At 70.2% G+C, this 19876-nt stretch carries 20 protein-coding genes; 5 read left to right on the top strand and 15 right to left on the bottom strand.

Features of this window, described 5'->3' with window-relative positions:
* Positions 1-183 precede the first annotated feature (183 nt).
* Positions 184-762, top strand: coding sequence for a phosphatidylglycerophosphatase A family protein (locus tag BM43_RS26475; RefSeq protein ID WP_042283831.1), 579 nt, complete (start codon positions 184-186; stop codon positions 760-762).
* Between the two features lie 21 nt (positions 763-783).
* Positions 784-1284 (top strand): CinA family protein, encoded by a 501-nt coding sequence (locus BM43_RS26470; protein ID WP_013696612.1) that lies wholly within the window; start codon positions 784-786, stop codon positions 1282-1284.
* A gap of 97 nt (positions 1285-1381) precedes the next feature.
* On the opposite strand, the gene pyrF is transcribed toward BM43_RS26470, so the two are convergent.
* The 15 genes from pyrF to mpl form a co-directional block, all read right to left on the bottom strand.
* Positions 1382-2209, bottom strand: a complete 828-nt coding sequence (pyrF, locus tag BM43_RS26465; RefSeq protein ID WP_036048299.1) for an orotidine-5'-phosphate decarboxylase — start codon at positions 2207-2209, stop codon at positions 1382-1384.
* A gap of 77 nt (positions 2210-2286) precedes the next feature.
* Positions 2287-3378 (bottom strand): aldose 1-epimerase, encoded by a 1092-nt coding sequence (locus BM43_RS26460; protein WP_036048301.1) that lies wholly within the window; start codon positions 3376-3378, stop codon positions 2287-2289.
* A 46-nt stretch (positions 3379-3424) separates the two neighbouring features.
* Positions 3425-4213: an SDR family NAD(P)-dependent oxidoreductase gene (locus tag BM43_RS26455; protein WP_036048303.1), complete on the bottom strand. Its 789-nt coding sequence runs from the start codon at positions 4211-4213 to the stop codon at positions 3425-3427.
* 19 nt (positions 4214-4232) lie between these two features.
* Positions 4233-5249: an L-arabinose ABC transporter permease AraH gene (araH, locus tag BM43_RS26450; RefSeq protein WP_025096812.1), complete on the bottom strand. Its 1017-nt coding sequence runs from the start codon at positions 5247-5249 to the stop codon at positions 4233-4235.
* A 73-nt stretch (positions 5250-5322) separates the two neighbouring features.
* Entirely contained in the window at positions 5323-6834 is a 1512-nt protein-coding gene (gene araG / locus BM43_RS26445) for an L-arabinose ABC transporter ATP-binding protein AraG (RefSeq protein WP_025096813.1), read from the bottom strand.
* Between the two features lie 101 nt (positions 6835-6935).
* Positions 6936-7931, bottom strand: coding sequence for an arabinose ABC transporter substrate-binding protein (locus BM43_RS26440; RefSeq protein WP_013696606.1), 996 nt, complete (start codon positions 7929-7931; stop codon positions 6936-6938).
* Between the two features lie 157 nt (positions 7932-8088).
* Positions 8089-8868 carry an SDR family oxidoreductase gene (locus tag BM43_RS26435; protein ID WP_013696605.1) on the bottom strand — a complete coding sequence of 260 codons (780 nt, stop codon included), beginning with the start codon at positions 8866-8868 and terminating at the stop codon, positions 8089-8091.
* Complete coding sequence (locus BM43_RS26430) at positions 8865-9545, bottom strand: 2-dehydro-3-deoxy-6-phosphogalactonate aldolase (protein WP_036048306.1); 681 nt, start codon at positions 9543-9545, stop codon at positions 8865-8867. Before BM43_RS26430 ends, BM43_RS26435 begins: the two co-directional genes overlap by 4 nt.
* Positions 9546-9577: 32 nt before the next feature.
* Positions 9578-10582, bottom strand: a complete 1005-nt coding sequence (locus BM43_RS26425; RefSeq protein ID WP_036048307.1) for a 2-dehydro-3-deoxygalactonokinase — start codon at positions 10580-10582, stop codon at positions 9578-9580.
* Positions 10579-11514, bottom strand: coding sequence for an IclR family transcriptional regulator (locus BM43_RS26420; RefSeq protein ID WP_025096817.1), 936 nt, complete (start codon positions 11512-11514; stop codon positions 10579-10581). Before BM43_RS26420 ends, BM43_RS26425 begins: the two co-directional genes overlap by 4 nt.
* A gap of 399 nt (positions 11515-11913) precedes the next feature.
* Entirely contained in the window at positions 11914-12669 is a 756-nt protein-coding gene (gene mtgA / locus BM43_RS26415; RefSeq protein WP_036048309.1) for a monofunctional biosynthetic peptidoglycan transglycosylase, read from the bottom strand.
* A gap of 33 nt (positions 12670-12702) precedes the next feature.
* A complete protein-coding gene (gene aroE / locus BM43_RS26410; protein ID WP_036048310.1) occupies positions 12703-13581 on the bottom strand; it encodes a shikimate dehydrogenase in 879 nt (292 codons plus the stop codon).
* Positions 13578-15668, bottom strand: a complete 2091-nt coding sequence (locus BM43_RS26405) for a ribonuclease catalytic domain-containing protein (RefSeq protein WP_036048312.1) — start codon at positions 15666-15668, stop codon at positions 13578-13580. The genes aroE and BM43_RS26405 overlap by 4 nt, the downstream gene beginning before the upstream one ends.
* Positions 15669-15765: 97 nt before the next feature.
* A complete protein-coding gene (locus BM43_RS26400; RefSeq protein ID WP_036048313.1) occupies positions 15766-16344 on the bottom strand; it encodes a YqiA/YcfP family alpha/beta fold hydrolase in 579 nt (192 codons plus the stop codon).
* Positions 16341-17738 (bottom strand): UDP-N-acetylmuramate:L-alanyl-gamma-D-glutamyl-meso-diaminopimelate ligase, encoded by a 1398-nt coding sequence (gene mpl / locus BM43_RS26395; protein ID WP_036048316.1) that lies wholly within the window; start codon positions 17736-17738, stop codon positions 16341-16343. Before mpl ends, BM43_RS26400 begins: the two co-directional genes overlap by 4 nt.
* A gap of 210 nt (positions 17739-17948) precedes the next feature.
* On the opposite strand from mpl, the gene BM43_RS26390 reads away from it, so the two are divergent.
* The 3 genes from BM43_RS26390 (at position 17949) to aroQ (ending at position 19809) form a co-directional block, all read left to right on the top strand.
* Complete coding sequence (locus tag BM43_RS26390; protein WP_025096823.1) at positions 17949-18620, top strand: hypothetical protein; 672 nt, start codon at positions 17949-17951, stop codon at positions 18618-18620.
* On the top strand, positions 18610-19161 hold the full coding sequence (locus BM43_RS26385; RefSeq protein ID WP_036048317.1) for a TlpA family protein disulfide reductase: 552 nt from the start codon (positions 18610-18612) through the stop codon (positions 19159-19161). Before BM43_RS26390 ends, BM43_RS26385 begins: the two co-directional genes overlap by 11 nt.
* A gap of 195 nt (positions 19162-19356) precedes the next feature.
* Positions 19357-19809: a type II 3-dehydroquinate dehydratase gene (aroQ, locus tag BM43_RS26380; RefSeq protein WP_013696594.1), complete on the top strand. Its 453-nt coding sequence runs from the start codon at positions 19357-19359 to the stop codon at positions 19807-19809.
* Positions 19810-19876 lie beyond the last annotated feature (67 nt).

The following is a 19876-nucleotide window of genomic DNA, read 5'->3' as shown; positions in this document are numbered from 1 at the left end:
GCCGGGGACGACGGCCGCCCCGCCGCCCTGCCGCTGATCCCCGCCGCATCCGAGCCGCCGCCCGGGCTCGGGGCCGATGCATCGAGCAGGGCGCCGGATTCGCGCGAGACTCGCGATCGCGCCCGCCGGTCGGATCGCGCTCCAGACCTCGACGATGGCCCCACCCTGCACGAGATCCACGAGGTGCGGGACGTCCACGACATCCACGAGATTCGCGAAATCCACGACGACGCGCGGCCGGCGCCGCGCCGCGCCAGCGCGCCCTTCATGCGCTCGCATCCGCTGCACCTGGTCTCGCTAGGTTTCGGCACCGGCCTCGCGCCTTTCGCGCCCGGCCTGGTCGGTTCGTTGTTCGGCTGGCTCAGCTTCGTCGCGCTGGCGCCGCACCTGAGCCCGGCCCGCTGGCTCGTGCTGATCGCCGCCGGCTTCGCGCTCGGCCTGGTCGCCACGCACTACACGGCCCGCGCGCTCGGCGGCGGGCGGCCGCGCGCGATCGTCTGGGACCAGATCCTCGCCACCTGGATCGTGATGCTGCTGGTCACGCCGGCCAGCTTCGGCCAGCAACTGGCCGCCTTCGTGCTGCTGCGCCTGGTGCTGCGGCTCAGGCCGCCGCCGATGCGTCGCTTTGACCGCCGCTTCGATCACCGCTTCGATCACCGTTTGAAAGCTGGCTTTGGCATCATGATCGACGACCTGGTCGCCGCGTTCCTCACCCTGCTCGCGATCGCGACCTGGCACGCGGTGTTTTCCACCCCTGGCTGATTTTCCCGGATACCACTACGCATGCCGACCGATTCCGTCGTCCACCAGCTCGCGATCCGCGCCGGCAACAAGCTGCGCGACGAACACCTGATGCTCGCCACCGCCGAGTCCTGCACCGGCGGCATGATCGCGACCGCGATCACCGACATCTCCGGCAGCAGCGGCTGGTTCGAGCGCGGCTTCGTGACCTACTCGAACCAGGCCAAGAGCGAGATGATCGGCGTGCCGCCCGAGCTGATCGAGCGGCACGGCGCGGTCAGCGAGCCGGTCGCGCGCGCGATGGCCGAAGGCGCGCTGCGCAACAGCCGCGCCCAGGTCGCGCTGTCGGTGACCGGCATCGCCGGGCCGGGCGGCGGCTCGGAGCTCAAGCCGGTCGGCACCGTCTCGTTCGGCTGGAGCAACCGCCTGCATACCGAGGTCGAGACCCTGGTGTTCCGCGGCGATCGCGAACAGATCCGCGTGCAGGCCGCCACCCACGCGCTGCGCGGCCTGCTCAAGCTGCTCGACGAGCGCGAGCGTTGAAGCCGCTTCGCTGCCTGGTCGAACCCATGAAAAAAGCGCCCCGTGGGGCGCTTTTTGCTGTCTGCGTGGCCGGCGCGTCTACCGGCCGGCGCATCGCTCAACGATGCGCGTTGATGGTGTCGCGCGTGGTCTGCGCGACGCGCGCGGCGGCCTCGGCGAAGTCCTCGTCCTTGCTCGCGTAGAGGATCGCGCGCGAGGAGTTGATCATCATGCCGCCGCCGTCGGCCGTGCGGCCGGCGGCCACCGTCGCCTGCACGTCGCCGCCCTGCGCGCCGATGCCGGGAATCAGAAGCGGCATCTCGCCGACGATGCCGCGCACGATCTCGATCTCCTTCGGGAAGGTCGCGCCGACCACCAGCGAGAGCTGGCCGGTCTTCGCATTCCAGCGCGTGGCGGCCAGCTCGGCCACCACCTGGTAGAGCGGGCGGCCGCCGGTCTCGAGGAACTGCAGGTCCGAGCCGCCCGGGTTCGAGGTCCGGCACAGCACCACCACGCCCTTGTCCTCGTAGGCCAGGTAGGGCTCGATCGAGTCGTAGCCCATGTAAGGATTGACCGTCACGGCATCGGCCCGGTAGCGCTCGAAGGCCTCGCGCGCGTATTGCTCGGCGGTGCTGCCGATGTCGCCGCGCTTGGCGTCGAGGATCACGGGCAGGCCCGGGTGCTGCAGGTGGATGTGGGCGATCAGCCGCTCGAGCTGGTCCTCGGCGCGATGCGCGGCGAAGTAGGCGATCTGCGGCTTGAAGGCGCTCGCGTAGGGCGCGGTCGCGTCGACGATCTCGCGGCAGAAATCGAAGATCGCCTCGGGGCGGTTCGCGAACTGGGCGGGAAAGCGCGTCGGTTCGGGATCGAGACCGACGCAGAGCAGGGAATTCGTGCGCTGCCAGGCGGCGCGCAGCGTATCGATGAAGGTCAGCGGAGCGGACATGTTTCGCGGCGGGTCGTTTGAGGAATGGCGCGTATTTTACCCGCAGCGCCCGCTTGCCTCTGGCGCGTGCCGCCGTTTCAGCGCGTTTCGGCCGCTTTTCCAGCCGTTTTTTCGGCGCCCTGTTCCGCCGCCTTGGGCGCGCCCGCGCGCGGATCGGCGCGCTCCACCGTGAAGCGGAAGCGCCGCGTCAGGCGCTCGCCGGGCCCGAGCAGGGTCATGCCGTGCGCGTCGGCGCCGCCCGGCAGGTTCACCGCGTTGATCGGGTGATCGACCGGCTCGAAGCAGAAGAAGCGCTCGCCCGGCGGCGTGTAGAGCACGTAGCAGTCGGCATCCGACTCGATCGCCATGCTCAGGCCGCGCGTGGGCCAGGCCACCGTGGCGCGCCCGCCCCAGCCCGTGAAGGCATGGTTGACCAGGGTCGAGGGCAGCGGATAGGCGATGCCGAACTGCCAGGCAGGCGGCACGTTCACATGGCGGCGCGGCAGCCAGTCGGGGCCGGACAGCCACAGCCCGTTGGCGGCCGCCGCCAGCTCGGTGCGCTCGTCGCGCACGATGAAGGGATGCACGCCGAGCCCGAACGGCAGCCGTTCGGGCCCGCAGTTCTCGATCGCCAGCGCGATCGTCAGGCTGGCGCCGTCCAGCGCGTAGGACTGGGTGGCGCGATAGGCATAGGGGCTGCCCTGGCGGCGGTCCAGCGACAGTTGCAGCTCGGTGGCCGAGAGATCGTCGATCTGCCAGCGCGCGAGCCAGCCGTCGCCATGGATCGGCAGCGGCTCGCCGCTGCGGTTGCGCGGCACCTCCACGCGGCGCCCCTCGCAATCGAAGGCGCCCGCGCCGATCCGGTTCGAATAAGGCAGCAGCGGGTAGCAGCCGAGCGCGTTCGGGTCGGTGCCCGCCTCGACGTGCTCGCAGCCGCGGAAGATCGGCGTGGTGGCGCCGTCGCCGCGCCAGTCGAAGCGCGCGACGCCGCCGCCCAGATGCGGCACCACGTCGAGCCGCAATTCCGGGCTGGCCAGCGTGACGGCCGCGTCAGCCGCCGCCAGCACGCCTTGCGCGATGCTCGCGGTCTGCGGGCCGGGGCTGACCGGCTGCGCGGCGGCCGCCAGGCGCGCGCGCCGCGTGCGCGCGGCGGCCGGCGAGGAAGAACTGCCCAGTGTCGAGCTCGTCATGGTCGTTGCTCCTGTGCGCGTCGCGCGCGGCAATGCGGGTGCCGGATCAGGCCCAGCCGCCGTCGACGACGACGTCCTGGGCCGTCATCATACGACTGTCGTCGGCGGCGAGAAACAGCGCCGTGCGCGCCAAGTCGTCGGGCAGCAGCTCGGCATCGATGCACTGCCCGGCCTTGATCGCCGCGCGGCCCGCATCGTCGAGCCACAGCCGGCGCTGCTTGTCGGTCATCACCCAGCCCGGCACCAGCGCGTTGACGCGGATCCCGAATGGGCCGAGGTCGCGCGCCAGGGTGCGCGTGAGCCCCTGGATCGCGGCCTTCGAGGTGGCGTAGACGGGATAACCGCCGTTCTTGAGCATCCAGCTGATCGAGCCGAGATTGATGATCGAGCCGCCGCCGAGCGACTTCATGTCCTCGATCACGGCCTGCGCGGCGAAGAACTGGTGCCGCAGGTTGACCGCGATCGCCGCGTCGAACGACTCGGGGGTGACTTCCTCGATGCTGTGGCGCTTGTCGTTGGCCGCGTTGTTGAGCAGCACCGCGATCGGGCCGGTGCGCGCGCGCAGCTCGACGATCGCGCGCCGCAACGCGTCGATATCGGTGATGTCGGCCGCCACGAACACCGGCGCGTGGCGCGACTCCGTGAGGCGCTCGGCCAGTGCCGCGCCGGCCTCGGCGTCGAGGTCGAGGAAACCCACCCGCGCGCCCTGCGCGGCGAAGTGCTCGACGAAAGCCGCGCCGATGCCGGTGGCGCCGCCCGTGATCAGCACCGCGCGGTCGGTCAGGCTCGGGTAGCGCGCGCCCTGCGCGGCATCGGCCGTGATCGCTTGATTCATCTGCCTGTCCTCCGCCGCGTCAGTCGCGCGAACCGCGGTTCTTCAACTGGTCGAGCAGCACCGCCGCCAGCAGGATCGCGCCGCGCACCAGGTACTGGTAGAACGCGTCGATGTTGAGCAGGTTCATGACGTTCTCGACCGTGCCCATGATCAGCACGCCGATCACCACGCCCGAGATGGTGGCGCGCCCGCCGAGCAGGGACACGCCGCCCAGCACGCAGGCCGAGATCACGTTCAGCTCGAAGCCCTCGGCCGCGTTCGGCTGGCCCGAGGTGATGCGCGAGGCGAGGATCACGCCGGCCAGTGCGGTGACCGCGCCCTGCACCAGGAAGATCCACACGCGCGTGCGCTCGACGTTGATGCCGGCCAGCCGCGAGGCTTCCGGGTTGCCGCCGATGGCCAGCGTGTTGCGGCCGTAGACGGTCTGGTTGAGCATCACGCCGAACACGATGAAGCACAGCAGGGTGACCCAGATCGGCAGCGACACGCCGAACAGGCTCAGGCCCCCCAGCGCGATGAAGGTATCCGAGGACACGCCCACCGCCTGCCCGTGCGAGACGATGAAGCCCAGGCCGCGCACGATCTCCATGGTGGCCAGGGTGGTGATCAGCGCGTTGATGCGCAGGTAGGCGATCACGGCGCCGTTCACGAAGCCGATCGCGGCACCGGCGGCGATCGCCGCGACGATGGCGATGAAGGTGTTGTCGGTGGCGTTGAGCACCATCGCGCAGAGCACGCCCGAGAAGGCCACCGTCGAGCCGATCGAGAGATCGAAGTCGCGCGAGGCGAGACAGAACATCATGGTGCAGGCCACCATGCCGATCTGCGAGATCGACAGCGCGAGACCCAGCATGTTGTCGATCGAGAAGAAATGATCGACCGTCACGGACATGGTGACGAACATCACCGCGAAGATCACGATCAGGCTGTAGTCGGTGACCTGCTGCCACCACTTCTGCTTGTCGTTCTTCTGCGGAATCAAGGCCTCGGCCGCGGTCTTGGCGGCTGCCTGCGTGAGATTTTCCCTGGCTTGCATCGTGTCGCTCCCTGCATGGGCGCGGAATCGCCGCGCCGTCTCCCTAACTCGTTTCGTCCGTGAGCGCGCCGCTTCAAGCGGCCTGCTCGGCCGGCCCCTGCGGCAGCGCCAGATTCAGCACCACCTGTTCGTTCGCCCCCTCGCGCGTGACCTCGCCCGCGATCCTGCCCTCGCGCATCACCACGATGCGATCGGACACGCCGAGCACCTCGGGCAGCTCCGAGGACACCATCACGATCGCGCAGCCGCGCTCGGCCAGCTCGTAGATCACCTGGTAGATCTCGTTCTTGGCGCCCACGTCGATGCCGCGCGTCGGCTCGTCGAGGATCACCACCTTCAGGTCGGGCTCGGCCAGCCAGCGCGACAGGATCGCCTTCTGCTGGTTGCCGCCCGACAGGAAGCGGATCTTCTGCCGGCGGCTCGGCGTCTTGATCTTGAGCAGCTTGATGAAGCGCTCGGCCGTCTCGGCTTCCTTGCGTCCGTTCAGGAACATGCCGGCGCGCAACGAATGGCGGCGGCAGCTGATATTGATGTTCTCGGCGACCGTCGCCATCGCGACGATGCCCTCCTCCTTGCGATCCTCCGGACACAGCACGATGCCGTGGCGGATCGCGTCGCCGGTGCGGCGGATCTCGATCGGCTTGCCGTCGAGCACCAGCGCGCCGCCGCGCTTGCGATCGGCGCCGTAGATCACGCGCATCAGCTCGCTGCGCCCCGCGCCGACCAGGCCGAAGAAACCGACGATCTCGCCCGCGCGCACCGAGAAGTCGGCCGGCGCCTTGAGCGCGTCGCCGGCCAGCGCCTTGACCTCGAGCCGCGTCTGGCCGAGCGGCCGCGGCCGGTAGTGATAGATGTCGTTGATCTCGCGGCCGACCATCTGGCTCACCAGCTGCTCGCGCGGCACCTCGGCCAGCACGGCGTGCGAGGCGATGCGGCGGCCGTCGCGGAAGATCGTGCAGGCGTCGCAGAGCCGGTAGATCTCGTCCATGCGGTGCGAGATGTAGATCAGCGCGCGGCCCTCGGCGCGCAGGTCCTCGACCAGCTTGAACAGCACCTCGGTCTCGCGGTGCGAGAGCGAGCTGGTCGGCTCGTCGAGCGCGATCACGCGCGCGTTGCGCATCAGCGCCTTGCAGATCTCGACCATCTGGCGCTGCGCGATCGACAGCTTGCGCAGCTTGGCCTGCGGATCGAGATCGACGCCCATCGCCTGCAGGCGCTCACGCACGTGGCGGCGCGCATCGCCCTTGCGCACCCAGCCGAGCGCGTTCGGCAGGCGCCCGAGCAGCAGGTTCTCGGCCACCGTCAGGTCGGGCACGTATTGCAGCTCCTGGTGGATCACCGCGATGCCGGCGCCGATCGAGGCCGCCGCGCTCGCGAAGCGTACCGGCTGGCCGTCCACCAGCACGCTGCCCGAATCGGGCTGGTATTCGCCGCCGAGAATCTTCAGCAGCGTGGACTTGCCCGCGCCGTTCTCGCCCATGAGGCCATGGACCTGCCCGCCGTGCACGTCGAACGAGATGCCGTCGAGTGCCCGCACGCCGGGGAAGACCTTGCCGATATTGTCGAAACGCAGAACCGCAGCCAACTTCGCCTCCACTTCGTTGCCGGGCCGCCGCAGCACGCGACGGCCCGCTTTCACTTCAAGCCACTGCGCCGAATCACGCTTGAATCACGCGTGAATCGCGCTTACTTCGAGGCCAGGCCCATCTCGGTGCGCACCATGCCGACGTTCGCGCGCGTGGCCAGCATGCCGGTGGTCAGCGTCAAGAGCGGCGGCATCTTGCCCTGCGTGATCCACGCGTACATCAGGTCCGAGGTTTCCTCGCCGTGGCGCTTCGGGCTGATGATCACGGTGCCGTAGAAGCCGGTCGGCTGCGGCTTCTTGAACTCGCTGAGCGCCGAGTCCGAACCGCCGATGCCGATGCCGATCATGTTGTCGGCCTTGAAGCCGCGGCCCTCGGCGGCGCGCACGGCGCCCAGCACCGCCTCGTCGTTGAGGCCGTAGGCCACCCAGTGCTTGAACTGCGGGTTCTTGGTCAGCGCGATGTTGGCCGCGTTGAAGGCGTTCTCGGTATCGGTCTTGGCCTGCGGCGCCGCGATCACGTTGGCCTTCGGGAAACCGGCCGCCACCAGCGCGTCGGTCGCGCCGCTGGTGCGGTCGTGCGCGGTCGGCAGTTGCTCGTAGGTGATGTCGATCGCGCCGACCTCGGCCATGTTCCAGCCGCGCTTCTTGATCTCGGCGGCCAGGCCGTCGCCGACCTGCTTGCCGATGTTGTAGGCCGAGATGCCCATGTGCGGCACCGACTCGATCGGCTTGCCGCTGCCGTCCACCAGGCGGTCGTCGACCGTCATCATCTTCAGGTTGTGCGACTTGGCCTTGGCGACGATGCCCGGCCCGAGCTTGACGTCGGGCGTGCAGATGATGAAGCCCTGCGCCTGCTGCGCCGAGAGGTTGTCGATCGCGCTCATCACCTTCTCGCCCGAGGGCGCGCCGATCTTCACCAGCGTGAAGCCCTTGGCCTTGGCGGCCATTTCGGCGAACTTCCACTCGTCCTGGAACCACGGTTCCTCGGGCTGCTTGACGAGGAAGCCGATCTTCACCGGGTCCGCCGCCTGGGCGAACGGGGCGCCTGCCAGCACGGCCGCTGCCGCCGCGAGCGTGACAAAGGTTCTGCGTTTCATCTGTGTCGTCTCCTGTGATGCCATTCAAGGTCCGGCCGCCTGGTTCTGTGCCGCGGCACGCGCGCGGCCGTCGCGTGCTGCGGTCTTTCCGAGATACTGCGGGTGCTGCCTTGCTGCGAATGCTGCCTGCCGCCGGCCCGCCTGGCGGGCGCCGGCCTCAATCGTGGTAGAGCGCGGTACGCCCGCCGTCGATCGTGATGCAAGTGGCGTTGATGAAGGGCGCCTCGTCGGAGGCGAGGAACACCGCCGTCATCGCCACTTCGTCAGGCCGGCCGATGCGCTTCATCGGCTGCAGCGCGAGGGTCGCCTCGCGCGCCGCGGCCGGATCCGCCTGCGAATTCCACCAGTCGTGCGTGAGCTGGGTCTCCACGTAGCCGGGCGCGATCGCGTTGACGCGCAGGTTGCGCGGCGCGTATTCGATGCCGAGCGCGCGCGTCAGGCCCAGCACGCCGTGCTTGGCGACCGGATACGGGAAGCAGCCCGGGATGATCTGGAAGGCATGCGTCGAGGCCACGTTGACGATGCTGCCGCGACCGCGCTCGACCATGCCCGGCAGCGCCGCGCGGCAGCCGTTCCAGACGCCGTCCAGGTCGACCGCGAAGCAGCGCCGCCAGTCCTCGTCGCGCATCGTCAGCGGATCGCAGAACACGTTCACGCCGGCGTTGTTGACCAGCACGTCGAGCGCGCCGAACTCGCGCTCGGCCAGCGCCACGGCCTCGGCCACCGAGGCCGGCTCGGTCACGTCGGTGCGATGCGCGAGCACGCGCGCGCCGTCCACCTCGGCGGCGATCGCGGCGGCCGCCTCGTGGCCCGCGCGCTCGTCGAGTTCGGCGATCAGCACCGCCGCGCCCTCGCGCGCGAAGGCCAGCGCGATCGCCGCGCCGATGCCGCGGCCGGCGCCTGTCACCAGCGCCGTCTTGCCGGCCAGCCGATTCACTTCCCGGCCCCGCCGCGCGCGATCGCCAGGCCCTTCACATAGGCCTGCGCATGCCGCGCGGTGGTGGCCGCGTCCTGGCCCGGCTTGTAGAGCGCCGAACCCAGGCCGAAGCCGTTGGCGCCCGCCGACAGGTAAGGGCCCATGTTGTCGGGCGTGACGCCCCCCACCGGCACCAGCGGCACACGCTTGTCGATCACCGCGCGCCAGGCCTTCACGGCCACCGGGCCGAGTTGCTCGGCGGGGAACATCTTCAGCACGTCGGCGCCGGCGCGCAGCGCGGCGAAGGCCTCGCTCGGGGTGGCCACGCCGGGCGCGGCGGCCATGCCCAGTGCCTTGGCACGGTGAATCACCTCGGCATCGGCATGCGGCATCACGATCAGCTCGCCGCCGGCACGCGACACTTCGTCGACATACTCGGGACGCAGCACGGTGCCCGCGCCGACCAGCACCTCGGCCGGCAGCGCGGCGCGCAGCGCGGCGATGCTGGCGAACGGATCGGGCGAATTGAGCGGCACCTCCAGCAGCCGGAAGCCGGCCTCGACCAGGGCGGTGCCGTGCTCGACCGCTTCCTCGGGCCGCAGGCCGCGCAGGATCGCGATCAGCGGGCAGGCCGCGAAGGCGCGCGCCAGGGCCTCGTGCGGGACATAGGGGGCGGGCAGCGTCAGTTCGGATGACATCGTGTCGATCTCCTCGATTCGGTGGGCCGGGCTCAGCCCGGCGTGCAGGCTGCCGCGCCGATCAGGCCGGCCTGCGTGGCGATGCGCCAGAGCCCGCGCTCGGTGGCGCGCTCGACCAGGCGCGCGCCGTCGCAGCCGAATTCGCGCAGCGCGCTCAGGTAGCGCGCGCACAGCGTGGCGTCGCCGATCAGGCGCGGCGGCTGGGCGGCCAGCGTGGTGCCGACGCCGGCCAGCATGGCTGCCAGCGCGTTCAGTTCATGGCCGATCAGGAGCCCCGACAGGTAGTCGCCCTGCGACTCGGGCGCGAGTTGCCCGGTCAGGCCCAGCGTGCGGGTGCTGAAGATGGTGGCCAGCAGGCCCGCCTCGCGGCCCTCGCGGGCCACCGCCACGCCGCGCCGGAAGGCTTCGGCGTCGGCATGCTCGCCGGCGCGCATGGTGCGGCCCAGGATGGTGTGGTCGCGCAGCACGGCGAACAGCTCGCCCGTCATGTAGGTGCGGAAGCGCTCGATGCGCCCGGCGCGGACCCAGGCCCATTTCGCATGCGTGCCGGGCAGGCCGATCAGCGCGCCGGCCGCGCCGCTGGCCAGCGCCGGATCGTCGGCCAGCGCGCCGACGATCTGGGTTTCCTCGCCGCGCATCACGTCGGGCAGCGTGCCCGCCTCCAGCACGCCGGGCACGATCGCCACCGGCACGCCGCGCGCCGACTCGACGCGGATCAGGCCAGCCGCCAGCGCGTCGGCATCCACCGGCGTGTTGACGTAGGGCGCCTCGCGCCAGCCCTGCGCGCTGCCGACCATGCCCGCGGCCAGCACCGGCAGTTCGGGCCAGCGGTCCAGCCAGGCGCCGCAGGCGGTCTCGAAGGCGGCGTCGAAGGCCGCCGCGCCGCCCGCGCGCGGCAGGCTCATCACGCCGGCCGCATGGGCGCCGGCCTCCAGCACGCTGCCGTCGGCCGCGAACAGGAAGGCCCGCATCGAGGTGGTGCCCCAGTCGATCGCGATCAGCGCCGGCGGGGCGGGGTTCGGTCGGTCCATCGTCATCGCTTGATCCTGCGGGTCGTTTGCGGCGCGCTCCAGCCGAGCTCCGCCGAGATCGCGCGCGCCTCGCGCTGCACGATCGGAATCAGCTCGTCCATGCGGTCGAGCGGCATGTAGGGAATCGTGCTGGCCACCGAGACGGCCGCCACGATCGCGCCCGAGGCGTCGCGCACCGGCGCGGCCACGCAGCGGATCGAGGCCTCGTTCTCTTCCAGGTCGAAGGTGTAGCCGCCGGCCGCGTAATGCGCCATGCGCTGCAGGAAGGTGGTCGCGTCGGGGCGGCGGTCGGGCTTGAAGCTGACGCCGGCCAGCGAACGGCGCGAGGCCTCGAACAGCGAGGCCCAGGTGTCCGGCGGCAGGTCCAGCATCATCGCCTTGCCGATCCCGGTCGAGGCCAGCGGCATCCGGTGGCCGATCCGCGAGCGCATCTCCAGGCCGCGCGTGCCGGGGATCTTGTCGATGTAGAGCACGTCGTCGCCGTCGCGCATGCCGAGGTGAATGGTGTCGAGCGTGGCGTCGGCCAGCGCCTCGAGATGCGGGCGCGCCACCGCCGTCAGCGGCATCTGCTCCAGCGCGATGGTGCCCAGCTCGATCAGCTTCGGGCCCAGCAGGTAGCCGCCCTGCACCTGGCGCAGGTAGCGCGCCTGCACCAGGCTGCTCACCAGCCGGTGGGTGGTGCTGCGGGTGGTGCCGAGCGCCGCGCCGATCGCCCGCATGTCGCGCGCGCCGCCGGCGATCGCCTCGAGGATCGCCAGGCCGCGCAGCAATGTCTGCGTGCCGGCCTGCTGGGCCGCCAGGTCGAGCGGCGAACCGGTCGCGCCGATGCTGTCGGACAAGGCGTCGAGCGCGGCGCCGGAGGCGCGCGCGTCGTGCGAGGCGCCGTTCGAGGCGGAGGCGCCGGCGTTCGGCGCGAGGGAAATCGGTGTCTTGTTCATGGATGGCTCGGGTCGCTGGAACGGGCGATCACGAAGCGGCAGGCCTAGACGGCCCGGGAACGGACCAAGGCACGCGGAACGGCGAACTGTTGAATCGGCTTCATCGCTTGTCTCCTGGTTGCCGCGGCTGCGGATCCCTGGTTCGGATCTCGCGCCGGTGCATATCGATTGGTTGCCGATTGTAGAGGCCGCCCCTGGCATCTCCAATATTTGAATGCATCGCCCAAATATTGAGATATTCGCAGAAGACGGCGCGAGGGCGGAACCGGTTTCTCGAAGATGCGCGACGATGCGGATCGAACGCGGCAAGGGCGGGGCGAGGCCGCGGCACGCGATGTCGGGAAGGAAGGCCGGTGATACGCGAGAGGACGAACGGCCGGCGCCGTTCCTCTCGTCATCTCATTGCGAGGCGGGCAGCTCGGCGGCGCCCATGCGCCGCGCGATCACGCGCGTGCGTTGAGCGAGATACGGGGAATTGCGATGCGCGTCGAAGAACTTCGGGTTGGGCAGCATCACCGCGAGCCGCGCGGCCTGCCAGGCCGTTAGCTGGCTGGCGGGCACCCGGTAGTAGTAGCGCGCGGCGGCCTCGGCGCCATACACGCCGCGACCGAATTCGACCGAGTTCAGGTAGATCTCGAAGATCCGCTCCTTGTCGAGCAGGGTCTCGAGCATCCAGGTGATGATCAGTTCCTGCCCCTTGCGCAGGTAGCTCTTCTGGCTCGACAGGAACAGATTGCGCGCGAGCTGCTGCGAGATGGTCGAACCACCGGCGACGATGCGTCCGCGCGCGCGGTTCTTCTCCCAGGCCTGCAGGATCGCGTCGACCTCATAGCCGTTGTTGCTGGCGAAATCGGCATCCTCGGAGGCGATCACGGCGCGCTTGAGATTGCGCGAGATCTGCGCGTAGGGCACCCACTGGTGCTGGATCGCCACGGGCGGCGTCTCGCCCTTGAGGCGCCAGGCGTCGGCCCGCATGAAGGCGGTCGAGCCCGGATCGATCACGCTCCAGAGCGCGATCTGCGTGAAGTAATAGAGCTGGGTGACCAGCCAGGCGCCGGCCAGCACCGCCGCCACATAAACGGCCCAGCGCGCCAGGCCGCGCCGCCGCGCCTCGCGGCCGGGGCGGGCCTTGCCGGCGCCGAGCGGGATCACCATGCGCGAGGGCCGGCGAAGCTGCCGGCGCTCCGCTCAGGCCGCGGCGGCCAGCGCATCGCGCAGGGCCGCCAGCACGGGCGCGCCGTCGGGCCGCACGCCGCGCCACAGATGGAAGGATTCGGCCGCCTGCTCGACCAGCATGCCGAGCCCGTCGGCGGCGCGCGCGCCGAGCGACTCGGCATGGCGCATGAACACCGTCGGCTGGGCACCGTACATCATGTCGTAGGCCAGCGTGCCGGCGCCGAACGCGGCCGGGTCGCATTCGGGCAGCGCCGCGTCGAGACTGCCGGCGGTGGCGTTGACGATCACGTCGTAGGGATGCCGCTCGACCAGCGCCGCGCCGCCGCCGGCCAGCGCGCAGCCGGCATCGTGCGCGGCCTGCGTGAACTGGCCGACCAGCTCCTCGGCCTTGCTGGCGGTGCGGTTGACGATGCTGATCGCGAGCGGGCCGCGATCGAGCATCGGCAGCACCACGCCGCGCGCCGCGCCGCCCGCGCCGAGCAGCAGGATGCGCGCGCCGGCCAGCGACACGCCGAGGTTCTGCTCGATGTCGCGCACCAGGCCGACGCCGTCGGTGTTGTCGCCGTGGATCCGGCCGTCGGCCTCGAAGCGCAGCGTGTTGACGGCACCGGCGGCGGCCGCGCGCGGCGAAAGCGTGTCGGCCAGCGCATGCGCCTCCAGCTTGAAGGGCACGGTGACGTTCGCGCCGCGCCCGCCCGCGGCGATGAACTCGCGCACCGCGGCCGCGAAGCCGTCGAGCGGCGCGAGCCGGGGCGTGTAGTCGATCGCCTGGCCGGTCTGCTCGGCAAAGCGCGCGTGGATGAACGGTGACTTGCTGTGCGCCACGGGATTGCCGAACACCACGTAGCGCTCGCGCGCGACGGCCTCGGCCGGATTGCGCGGCTCGCTCATTTCGGGTTCTCCTCGCCGTCTCCCGGGGCCGGGGCGGCTGCCTCGCCGTCGGCCTCGGCGAGCGCTTCCGCCTCGCTCTCGGCCGAGGCGTCGGGCGCGTCGACGATGGTGTCGTCGCCGGCCGCCTCGTCAGCGCCCTCGTCAGCGCCCTCGTCCTCGTCGGCGGTCTCGCCGCTCGACACGGTCGGCGCGTCCAGCACGTTGAGCAGCCGCACCGAGGCCTCGATGGTCAGCTCGTCGATCGACATCACGTCGAGCAGCACGCGCGTGCCGCGCGCATGCACGCCGAGCCCCGGCACATGCAGCAGCAACGGCACTTCCTCGAGCCGCACCAGGTCGCCCTTGACCACCGCGGCGACCACCTGGCGGCGATTCTCCTGGCGCAGCCAGCGCAGGCACCAGAAATACTCCATGCGGCGCTGGTGATCGGCATAGGCCGTGTAGGTGTCGTCGAAGCCCTGCACCACCGCGTAGAGATCCGCGTCCTTGGGCTTGAAGGGCGCGGCCAGCTTGGCGGTCACGCCGTGCTGCACGCAGGCCAGCAGTTGCCACTGGTTGACCAGGTCGACGTAGCGGCGCAGCGGCGAGGTGCTCCAGGCGTACTGCGCCACGCCCAGCCCCTCGTGCGGCGCGGCCGAAGTCTGCATGCGGGTGCGCTTGGGGCCGGTCGGCACGCCGAGCGCGCGCTGCGAGCGGTAGATGCCCGGCACCGTGTGGTCGTGCAGGAAGGCGCCCCAGGTCGAGTTCGAGAGGATCGCCAGCTCCGAGACGATCAAATCGAGCGGCGAGCCGCGCCGGCGCGGCGTGATCGAGATGTGCTCGCCCTCGACGTAGAAGTTGTAGTCGGTATTGCGCTGCACCTCGCGCTTGAGGCCGTAGCCGGCGCGCGCCACCTGGCGCTTCTCGAACAGCGCCTGGGCCAGCGGCCAGAGCACGGCGATGTCGTCCTTGTGCGGGTAGTCGCCGCTGCCGGCCGCCAGCGTGTCCTCGGTGACCAGCTCGTCGAGCGTGTTGTGGCGCAGGTTGCTCTTCACGAACACGTATTCGGCGCGCGTCTCGTTGGCGACGATGTCCTGGGTTTCGCGATCGACGATGATGTAGAGCGACAGCGCGGGGCGGAAGTCGCCCTCCTTGAGCGTGAACACCTCGACCACGTCGTCGGGCAGCATGGTGATCTTGTCGCCGGGCATGTAGACGGTCGACAGCCGGGCGCGCGCGATCGCGTCGACCTCGTCGCCGCGCGTGATGCCCAGCGCCGGCGCCGCGATGTGCACGCCGATCCGCACGCGGTTCTCGGGCAGATGCTCGACCGAGAAGGCATCGTCGATCTCGGTGGTGGTCACGTCGTCGATCGAGAAGGCGTCGACCTTGGCGCGCGGCAGGTCCTCGGGCAGCGGGCCCACCGTGACGGGCGGGAAACCGGTGCCGTGCGGGAAATGCTCGGCCAGGAAACGCGCCTCGTGCAGCGCGCGCGGCGAGGCGATGCCGCCGCAGTCGAGCATCAGCCGCGCCTGCGAGACGCCCAGCGCGATCGCCGCCGCGTCGAGCGCCTTGTACTCGATGGAGTTCTTGTCCGGGCGCGTGAGCAGGGCCAGCGCCTTGCCCTCGAACGCGGCCGGCAGCCGGCCGGCCTTCAGCTCGTCCTCGTAGCCGACCTGCACCAGCGCCTGCTGGCGCTTGCGCTCCAGCGAGGCGAGCGCCATCTTCAGTTGCTCCTCGGGTGCGCGCTGGTACTGGCCGCGCCCCTTGCGGCGGAAGTAGACCGGCGAGCCGTGCATGCGCAGCACCAGCGCCGCGCGCTCGACCGGGCCGTAGCTGCTGCCGAAGTACTCGTCGGCCAGCACGCCGTAGGCGAATTCCTCATCCGGCGCGCATTCCCACAGGAAATCCAGGTCGATCTCCTGCGCGGCCGCGTCGGCCTGCTGCATCAGCTCGCCGGCGGCGGGCTTGTCGAATTCGATCAGCACATCCTTGGCGCGCACCTTGGCGCGCCGTCCACCCGGCAACTCGACCTGAAACGCGTCGCCCTGGCGCGACAGCACGCTGCCTGCCTTGAAACTGCCCGATTCCTCGAAAAAAACGTTCACTCGTCTGACTCTCGTTGAGACTGTCCGGCACCGCCACGCAGCGCCTCGTCCAGCTTGGGATTGAATTCGTTCGTCCGCCGGGGCACCCCGGCCGGGTTCAGCGCAACCGCTCGGCGTCGCAGAAGGCGAGCACCTCGTCGGCATAGTCGGCAAATTCGCTGATGCCGTGGTCGCTGCCGTCGATCACGCGGGTCCGGGCGCCCGGGTAGTGCGCGAGCATCTCGCGATAGTCCAGCACCTCGTCGCCCGTCGCGGCGATCAGATAGTAGCGTTCCGGGCGCGTGATTGCGTTCACGCGCAGCGCGTCGAGCTCGCCGAGATGGCGCGGCTCCACCACGATGCTGCCGCCGCCGTGCCACAGCGGCTGCTCGCCCAGGTAGCGCGCCAGGTCGCGCTGCGGCCGGGTGGCCGGATTGAGCAGCACCGCGCGCCAGCCGTGCTTCTCGGCCAGCCAGGTGGCGTAGTAGCCGCCCAGCGAGCTGCCGATCACCGTCACCTGCTGTGCCGCGACGCCGGCCACCTCAGCCTCGGCCAGCTCGATCGCCTCGAGCGGCGACACCGACAGGCTCGGGCAGCGCCATTGCGCGGCGCGGCCGAGCTCGGCCAGGCGGGCCGCCAGCAGGCGCGACTTGAACGACTGCGGCGAGGAGCGGAAGCCGTGCAGGTACAGGATCACGCGCCGCTCCCCTGGCGGGCGCCGAGCGCGTCGAGCAGCTTCTGGTGGACGCCGCCGAAGCCGCCGTTGCTCATCACCAGGATCTGGTCGCCGGGACGCGCGGCGGCCGTGATGGCCTTGACCAGCGCGTTGAGGTCGTCGAAGGCCTGGGCGCGCGCACCGAGCGGCAGCAGCGCGTCGGCCAGGCTCCAGCCCAGCGCGTCGCGCCCGGCGGCGGCGCCGTAGCCGAATACCAGGTCGGCATCGGCCAGGCTGCCCGGTAGCTGCGCCTTCATGGTGCCGAGCTTCATGGTGTTCGAGCGCGGCTCCAGCACGGCCAGGATCCGCGTGTGCTCGCGGCCGACCCGCGCGCGCAGGCCGGCTATGGTGGTCTCGATCGCGGTCGGGTGATGGGCGAAATCGTCGTAGACGGTCACGCCGTCGACGCTGCCGCGAATCTCCATGCGGCGCTTGACGTTGCGAAACGCCGAGAAGGACCGCGCCGCCTGCGCGGGCGGCACGCCCACCGAGCGCGCCGCGGCGATCGCGGCCAGCGCGTTCTGCCGGTTGTGCTCGCCCTGCACGGTCCACTCGACCTCGCCCATGCGCTCGCCGCGCCAGTAGACGGCGAAGCGCTCGTCGACCGGCACCCCGTCCTCGGCCGGCAGCGCCTGCCAGCCGCCCTCCACGCCGAAGCGCTCGACCTCGCTCCAGCAGCCGCGCGCGAGCACGCGTTCGAGCGCGGTCTCGCGGCCGTTGCTGACGATCCGGCCGATGCCGGGCACGGTGCGCACCAGGTGGTGGAATTGGGTTTCGATCGCCGCCAGATCGGGGAAGATGTCGGCGTGATCGTATTCGAGGTTGTTGAGCACGGCCGTGCGCGGCCGGTAATGGACGAACTTCGAGCGCTTGTCGAAGAAGGCCGTGTCGTATTCGTCGGCCTCGATCACGAAGAAGCTTGAATCGGTCAGCCGCGCCGACACGCCGAAGTTCAGCGGCACGCCGCCGATCAGGAAACCAGGGTTCAGGCCCGCGTCCTCGAGCAACCAGGCCAGCATCGAGCTGGTGGTGGTCTTGCCGTGCGTGCCGGCCACCGCCAGCACCCACTTGCCGGCCAGCACGTGCTCGCCCAGCCATTGCGGCCCGGATACGTAAGGCAGGCCGCGATCGAGGATCGCCTCCATCAGCGCATTGCCGCGCGAGACCACGTTGCCGATCACGAACAGGTCCGGGGCCAGATCGATCTGCTCGGCGCCGTAGCCTTCGATCAGCTGTATACCCTGTGCCTCGAGCTGGGTGCTCATCGGCGGATAGACGCCCGCGTCGCATCCGGTCACGGTATGGCCGGCCTCGCGGGCAAGCACGGCGAGACCGCCCATGAACGTGCCGCAGATGCCAAGAATATGGATGTGCATAGAGAACTGTCGCGCCGCGCGGGCGCCTGCGAAGTCGCGATTCGAAAGCGGCGGGCCGCCGCCGCGCCGGCCTGCGCCGACGCGCACGCAAGCACCATGGCGACCGGCGCCGGAAGAAAGGCTGTCATTGTAACTGAGCCGTCCGGTCGCGCCCGGGCGCTCGCGCGGCGGCCCGGGCGGGCCGCGCCGATCGAGTATGATTGCCGGATCATGCCTCGAAAACCCCTGCTCGACCCGCGGCGCGTGCGCGAGGAAATCGCGCTGGCCGCCGCCCGCCTCATCGCCGAGGACGGGCTCGACTATGCCTCGGCCAAGCGCAAGGCCGCCCGCCATCTGCTCGGCGAAAGCCGGATTGCCGGCGAATGGCTGCCCGATAACGACCTGATCGAGGCGGAACTGCACGAATACCTGGCGCTGTTCCAGGGCGACACGCAGCCGGCCGAGCTGGAGCGGCTGCGGCGCATCGCGCTCGACTGGATGGAGCGGCTCGCGCCGTTCTCGCCCTACCTGGCCGGCGCGGTGCTCAACGGCACCGCCAACGCGCATTCGGACATCCATCTGCAGACCTTCTCGGACAGCCAGAAGGAGGTCGCGATCTACCTGCTGAACCAGAACATCCAGTACGACGTGTCCGAGACGCGCCATTTCGCGGGCCGCGGCGACGTCGAGACGCTCAGTTTCCTCTGGCGCGAGCGCCGCGACAGCGATGCGATCGGCATCCATGTCGCGCTCTACGACAGCGACGACCTGCGCGGCGCGCTCAGGGCCGACGCGCGCGGCCGGCTGGCCCGCGCCGATGCGGCGGCGCTGCGCGCCCTGATGGCCGCGCCGGCCAACCCCGCCAGTCCTTCAACCTCGATTCGAAGCGAAGATGAACAGTAAACGACTCCTCCCCGTGGCCGTGGTGGCCGCGGTCGCGATTGCCGGCGGCCTGGCCGCCGGCCACTGGGTACGCGGCGACGTGTTCGAGAGCAGCGCCCAGGCCGCCACCGCCAAGGCCGCCGACCCGGTCGCGGCGCTCTGGGCCGCCTCGGTCACCGACACCGAAGGCAAGCCGCAGTCGCTCGCCAGTTTCAAGGGCCAGAAGGTCGTGGTCAACTTCTGGGCTTCCTGGTGCGGCCCCTGCGTGCAGGAAATGCCGGAGCTGGTCCAGCTCTCGCACGAATACAAGAGCCGCGGAATTCGCTTCGTCGGCGTGGCCGTGGATTCGGACAAGAACGTCCAGGCCTTTCTGCAGAAGGTCAAGGTCGACTACCCGGTGGTGGTCAGCGGTTATGCCGGCGCGGATCTGGCACGCAATTTCGGCAATACCGCCGGCGCCCTGCCATTTACCGTCGTAATTGATGCGAACGGCCGGGTACGCGTGACAAAATTAGGTCAAATCCAGGTCGGCGAGCTGAAAAAGACCCTCGATACGCTCTGAGTGTCCAGGCTTTCCGTGACTCGCGTTGCCGGCGGTTGGCTTCCGGTTCGCGGCAGGTTGACGGCAAATATCGCGATCTTCGCGCAACGCCGAGCAAAACCTCCCGCGCGCCGCGCGTCGTGCACGCGGCAAAACTGGACAAATTTCTCGAATCGGCGATAAAGTGCGCCCAATTCCGCAGAAATTGAAGCGACCATGACACGTTTGCTGGTACTGCACGGCCCCAACCTCAATCTTCTCGGTACCCGAGAACCGGAGGTCTATGGGCGCGTGACGCTGGCCGAGATCGATCGGGCGCTGGCCGAGCGCGCGAGCCGGGCAGGTGCCGAGCTCGCCTCGTTCCAGAGCAACCACGAGGGCGCCCTGGTCGATCGCATCCAGGCCGCCCGCGACGAGCAGACCGATTTCATCGTGATCAACCCGGCCGCGTATACGCATACCAGCGTCGCGATCCGCGACGCGCTGGCCGGCGTCGGCATCCCGTTCGTCGAGGTGCACCTGTCGAACGTGCATCGTCGCGAACCGTTCCGGCATCACTCGTACTTCTCCGACCAGGCCGAGGGCGTGATCTGCGGCCTCGGCTGGAAGGGCTACCTGTATGCGCTCGAGCACGCGCTCGACAAGCTGCAGGGCGCGCCGCGCGGCTGATCTGTTTCAAGAATCCGAATTGCCGCCGGCCAGTCCGGCGCTTCACGACTAGACAAGGGGAACTCCC

It is taken from the genome of Burkholderia gladioli, from assembly GCF_000959725.1.
Lineage (GTDB): Bacteria > Pseudomonadota > Gammaproteobacteria > Burkholderiales > Burkholderiaceae > Burkholderia > Burkholderia gladioli.
Note: the sequence above shows the minus strand (reverse complement) of the source record. Positions and strands in the feature narration are given on the sequence as shown.

Coding starts and splice junctions, on each gene's coding strand:
- BM43_RS26385 (WP_036048317.1), top strand. CDS start 18,610: ATGAACAGTAAACGACTCCTCCCCGTGGCCGTGGTGGCCGCGGTCGCG.
- mtgA (WP_036048309.1), bottom strand. CDS start 12,669: ATGGTGATCCCGCTCGGCGCCGGCAAGGCCCGCCCCGGCCGCGAGGCG.
- BM43_RS26420 (WP_025096817.1), bottom strand. CDS start 11,514: ATGAACAAGACACCGATTTCCCTCGCGCCGAACGCCGGCGCCTCCGCC.
- BM43_RS26455 (WP_036048303.1), bottom strand. CDS start 4,213: ATGAATCAAGCGATCACGGCCGATGCCGCGCAGGGCGCGCGCTACCCG.
- aroE (WP_036048310.1), bottom strand. CDS start 13,581: ATGAGCGAGCCGCGCAATCCGGCCGAGGCCGTCGCGCGCGAGCGCTAC.
- aroQ (WP_013696594.1), top strand. CDS start 19,357: ATGACACGTTTGCTGGTACTGCACGGCCCCAACCTCAATCTTCTCGGT.
- BM43_RS26430 (WP_036048306.1), bottom strand. CDS start 9,545: ATGTCATCCGAACTGACGCTGCCCGCCCCCTATGTCCCGCACGAGGCC.
- BM43_RS26440 (WP_013696606.1), bottom strand. CDS start 7,931: ATGAAACGCAGAACCTTTGTCACGCTCGCGGCGGCAGCGGCCGTGCTG.
- araH (WP_025096812.1), bottom strand. CDS start 5,249: ATGCAAGCCAGGGAAAATCTCACGCAGGCAGCCGCCAAGACCGCGGCC.
- mpl (WP_036048316.1), bottom strand. CDS start 17,738: ATGCACATCCATATTCTTGGCATCTGCGGCACGTTCATGGGCGGTCTC.
- BM43_RS26390 (WP_025096823.1), top strand. CDS start 17,949: ATGCCTCGAAAACCCCTGCTCGACCCGCGGCGCGTGCGCGAGGAAATC.
- BM43_RS26425 (WP_036048307.1), bottom strand. CDS start 10,582: ATGACGATGGACCGACCGAACCCCGCCCCGCCGGCGCTGATCGCGATC.
- BM43_RS26460 (WP_036048301.1), bottom strand. CDS start 3,378: ATGACGAGCTCGACACTGGGCAGTTCTTCCTCGCCGGCCGCCGCGCGC.
- BM43_RS26470 (WP_013696612.1), top strand. CDS start 784: ATGCCGACCGATTCCGTCGTCCACCAGCTCGCGATCCGCGCCGGCAAC.
- pyrF (WP_036048299.1), bottom strand. CDS start 2,209: ATGTCCGCTCCGCTGACCTTCATCGATACGCTGCGCGCCGCCTGGCAG.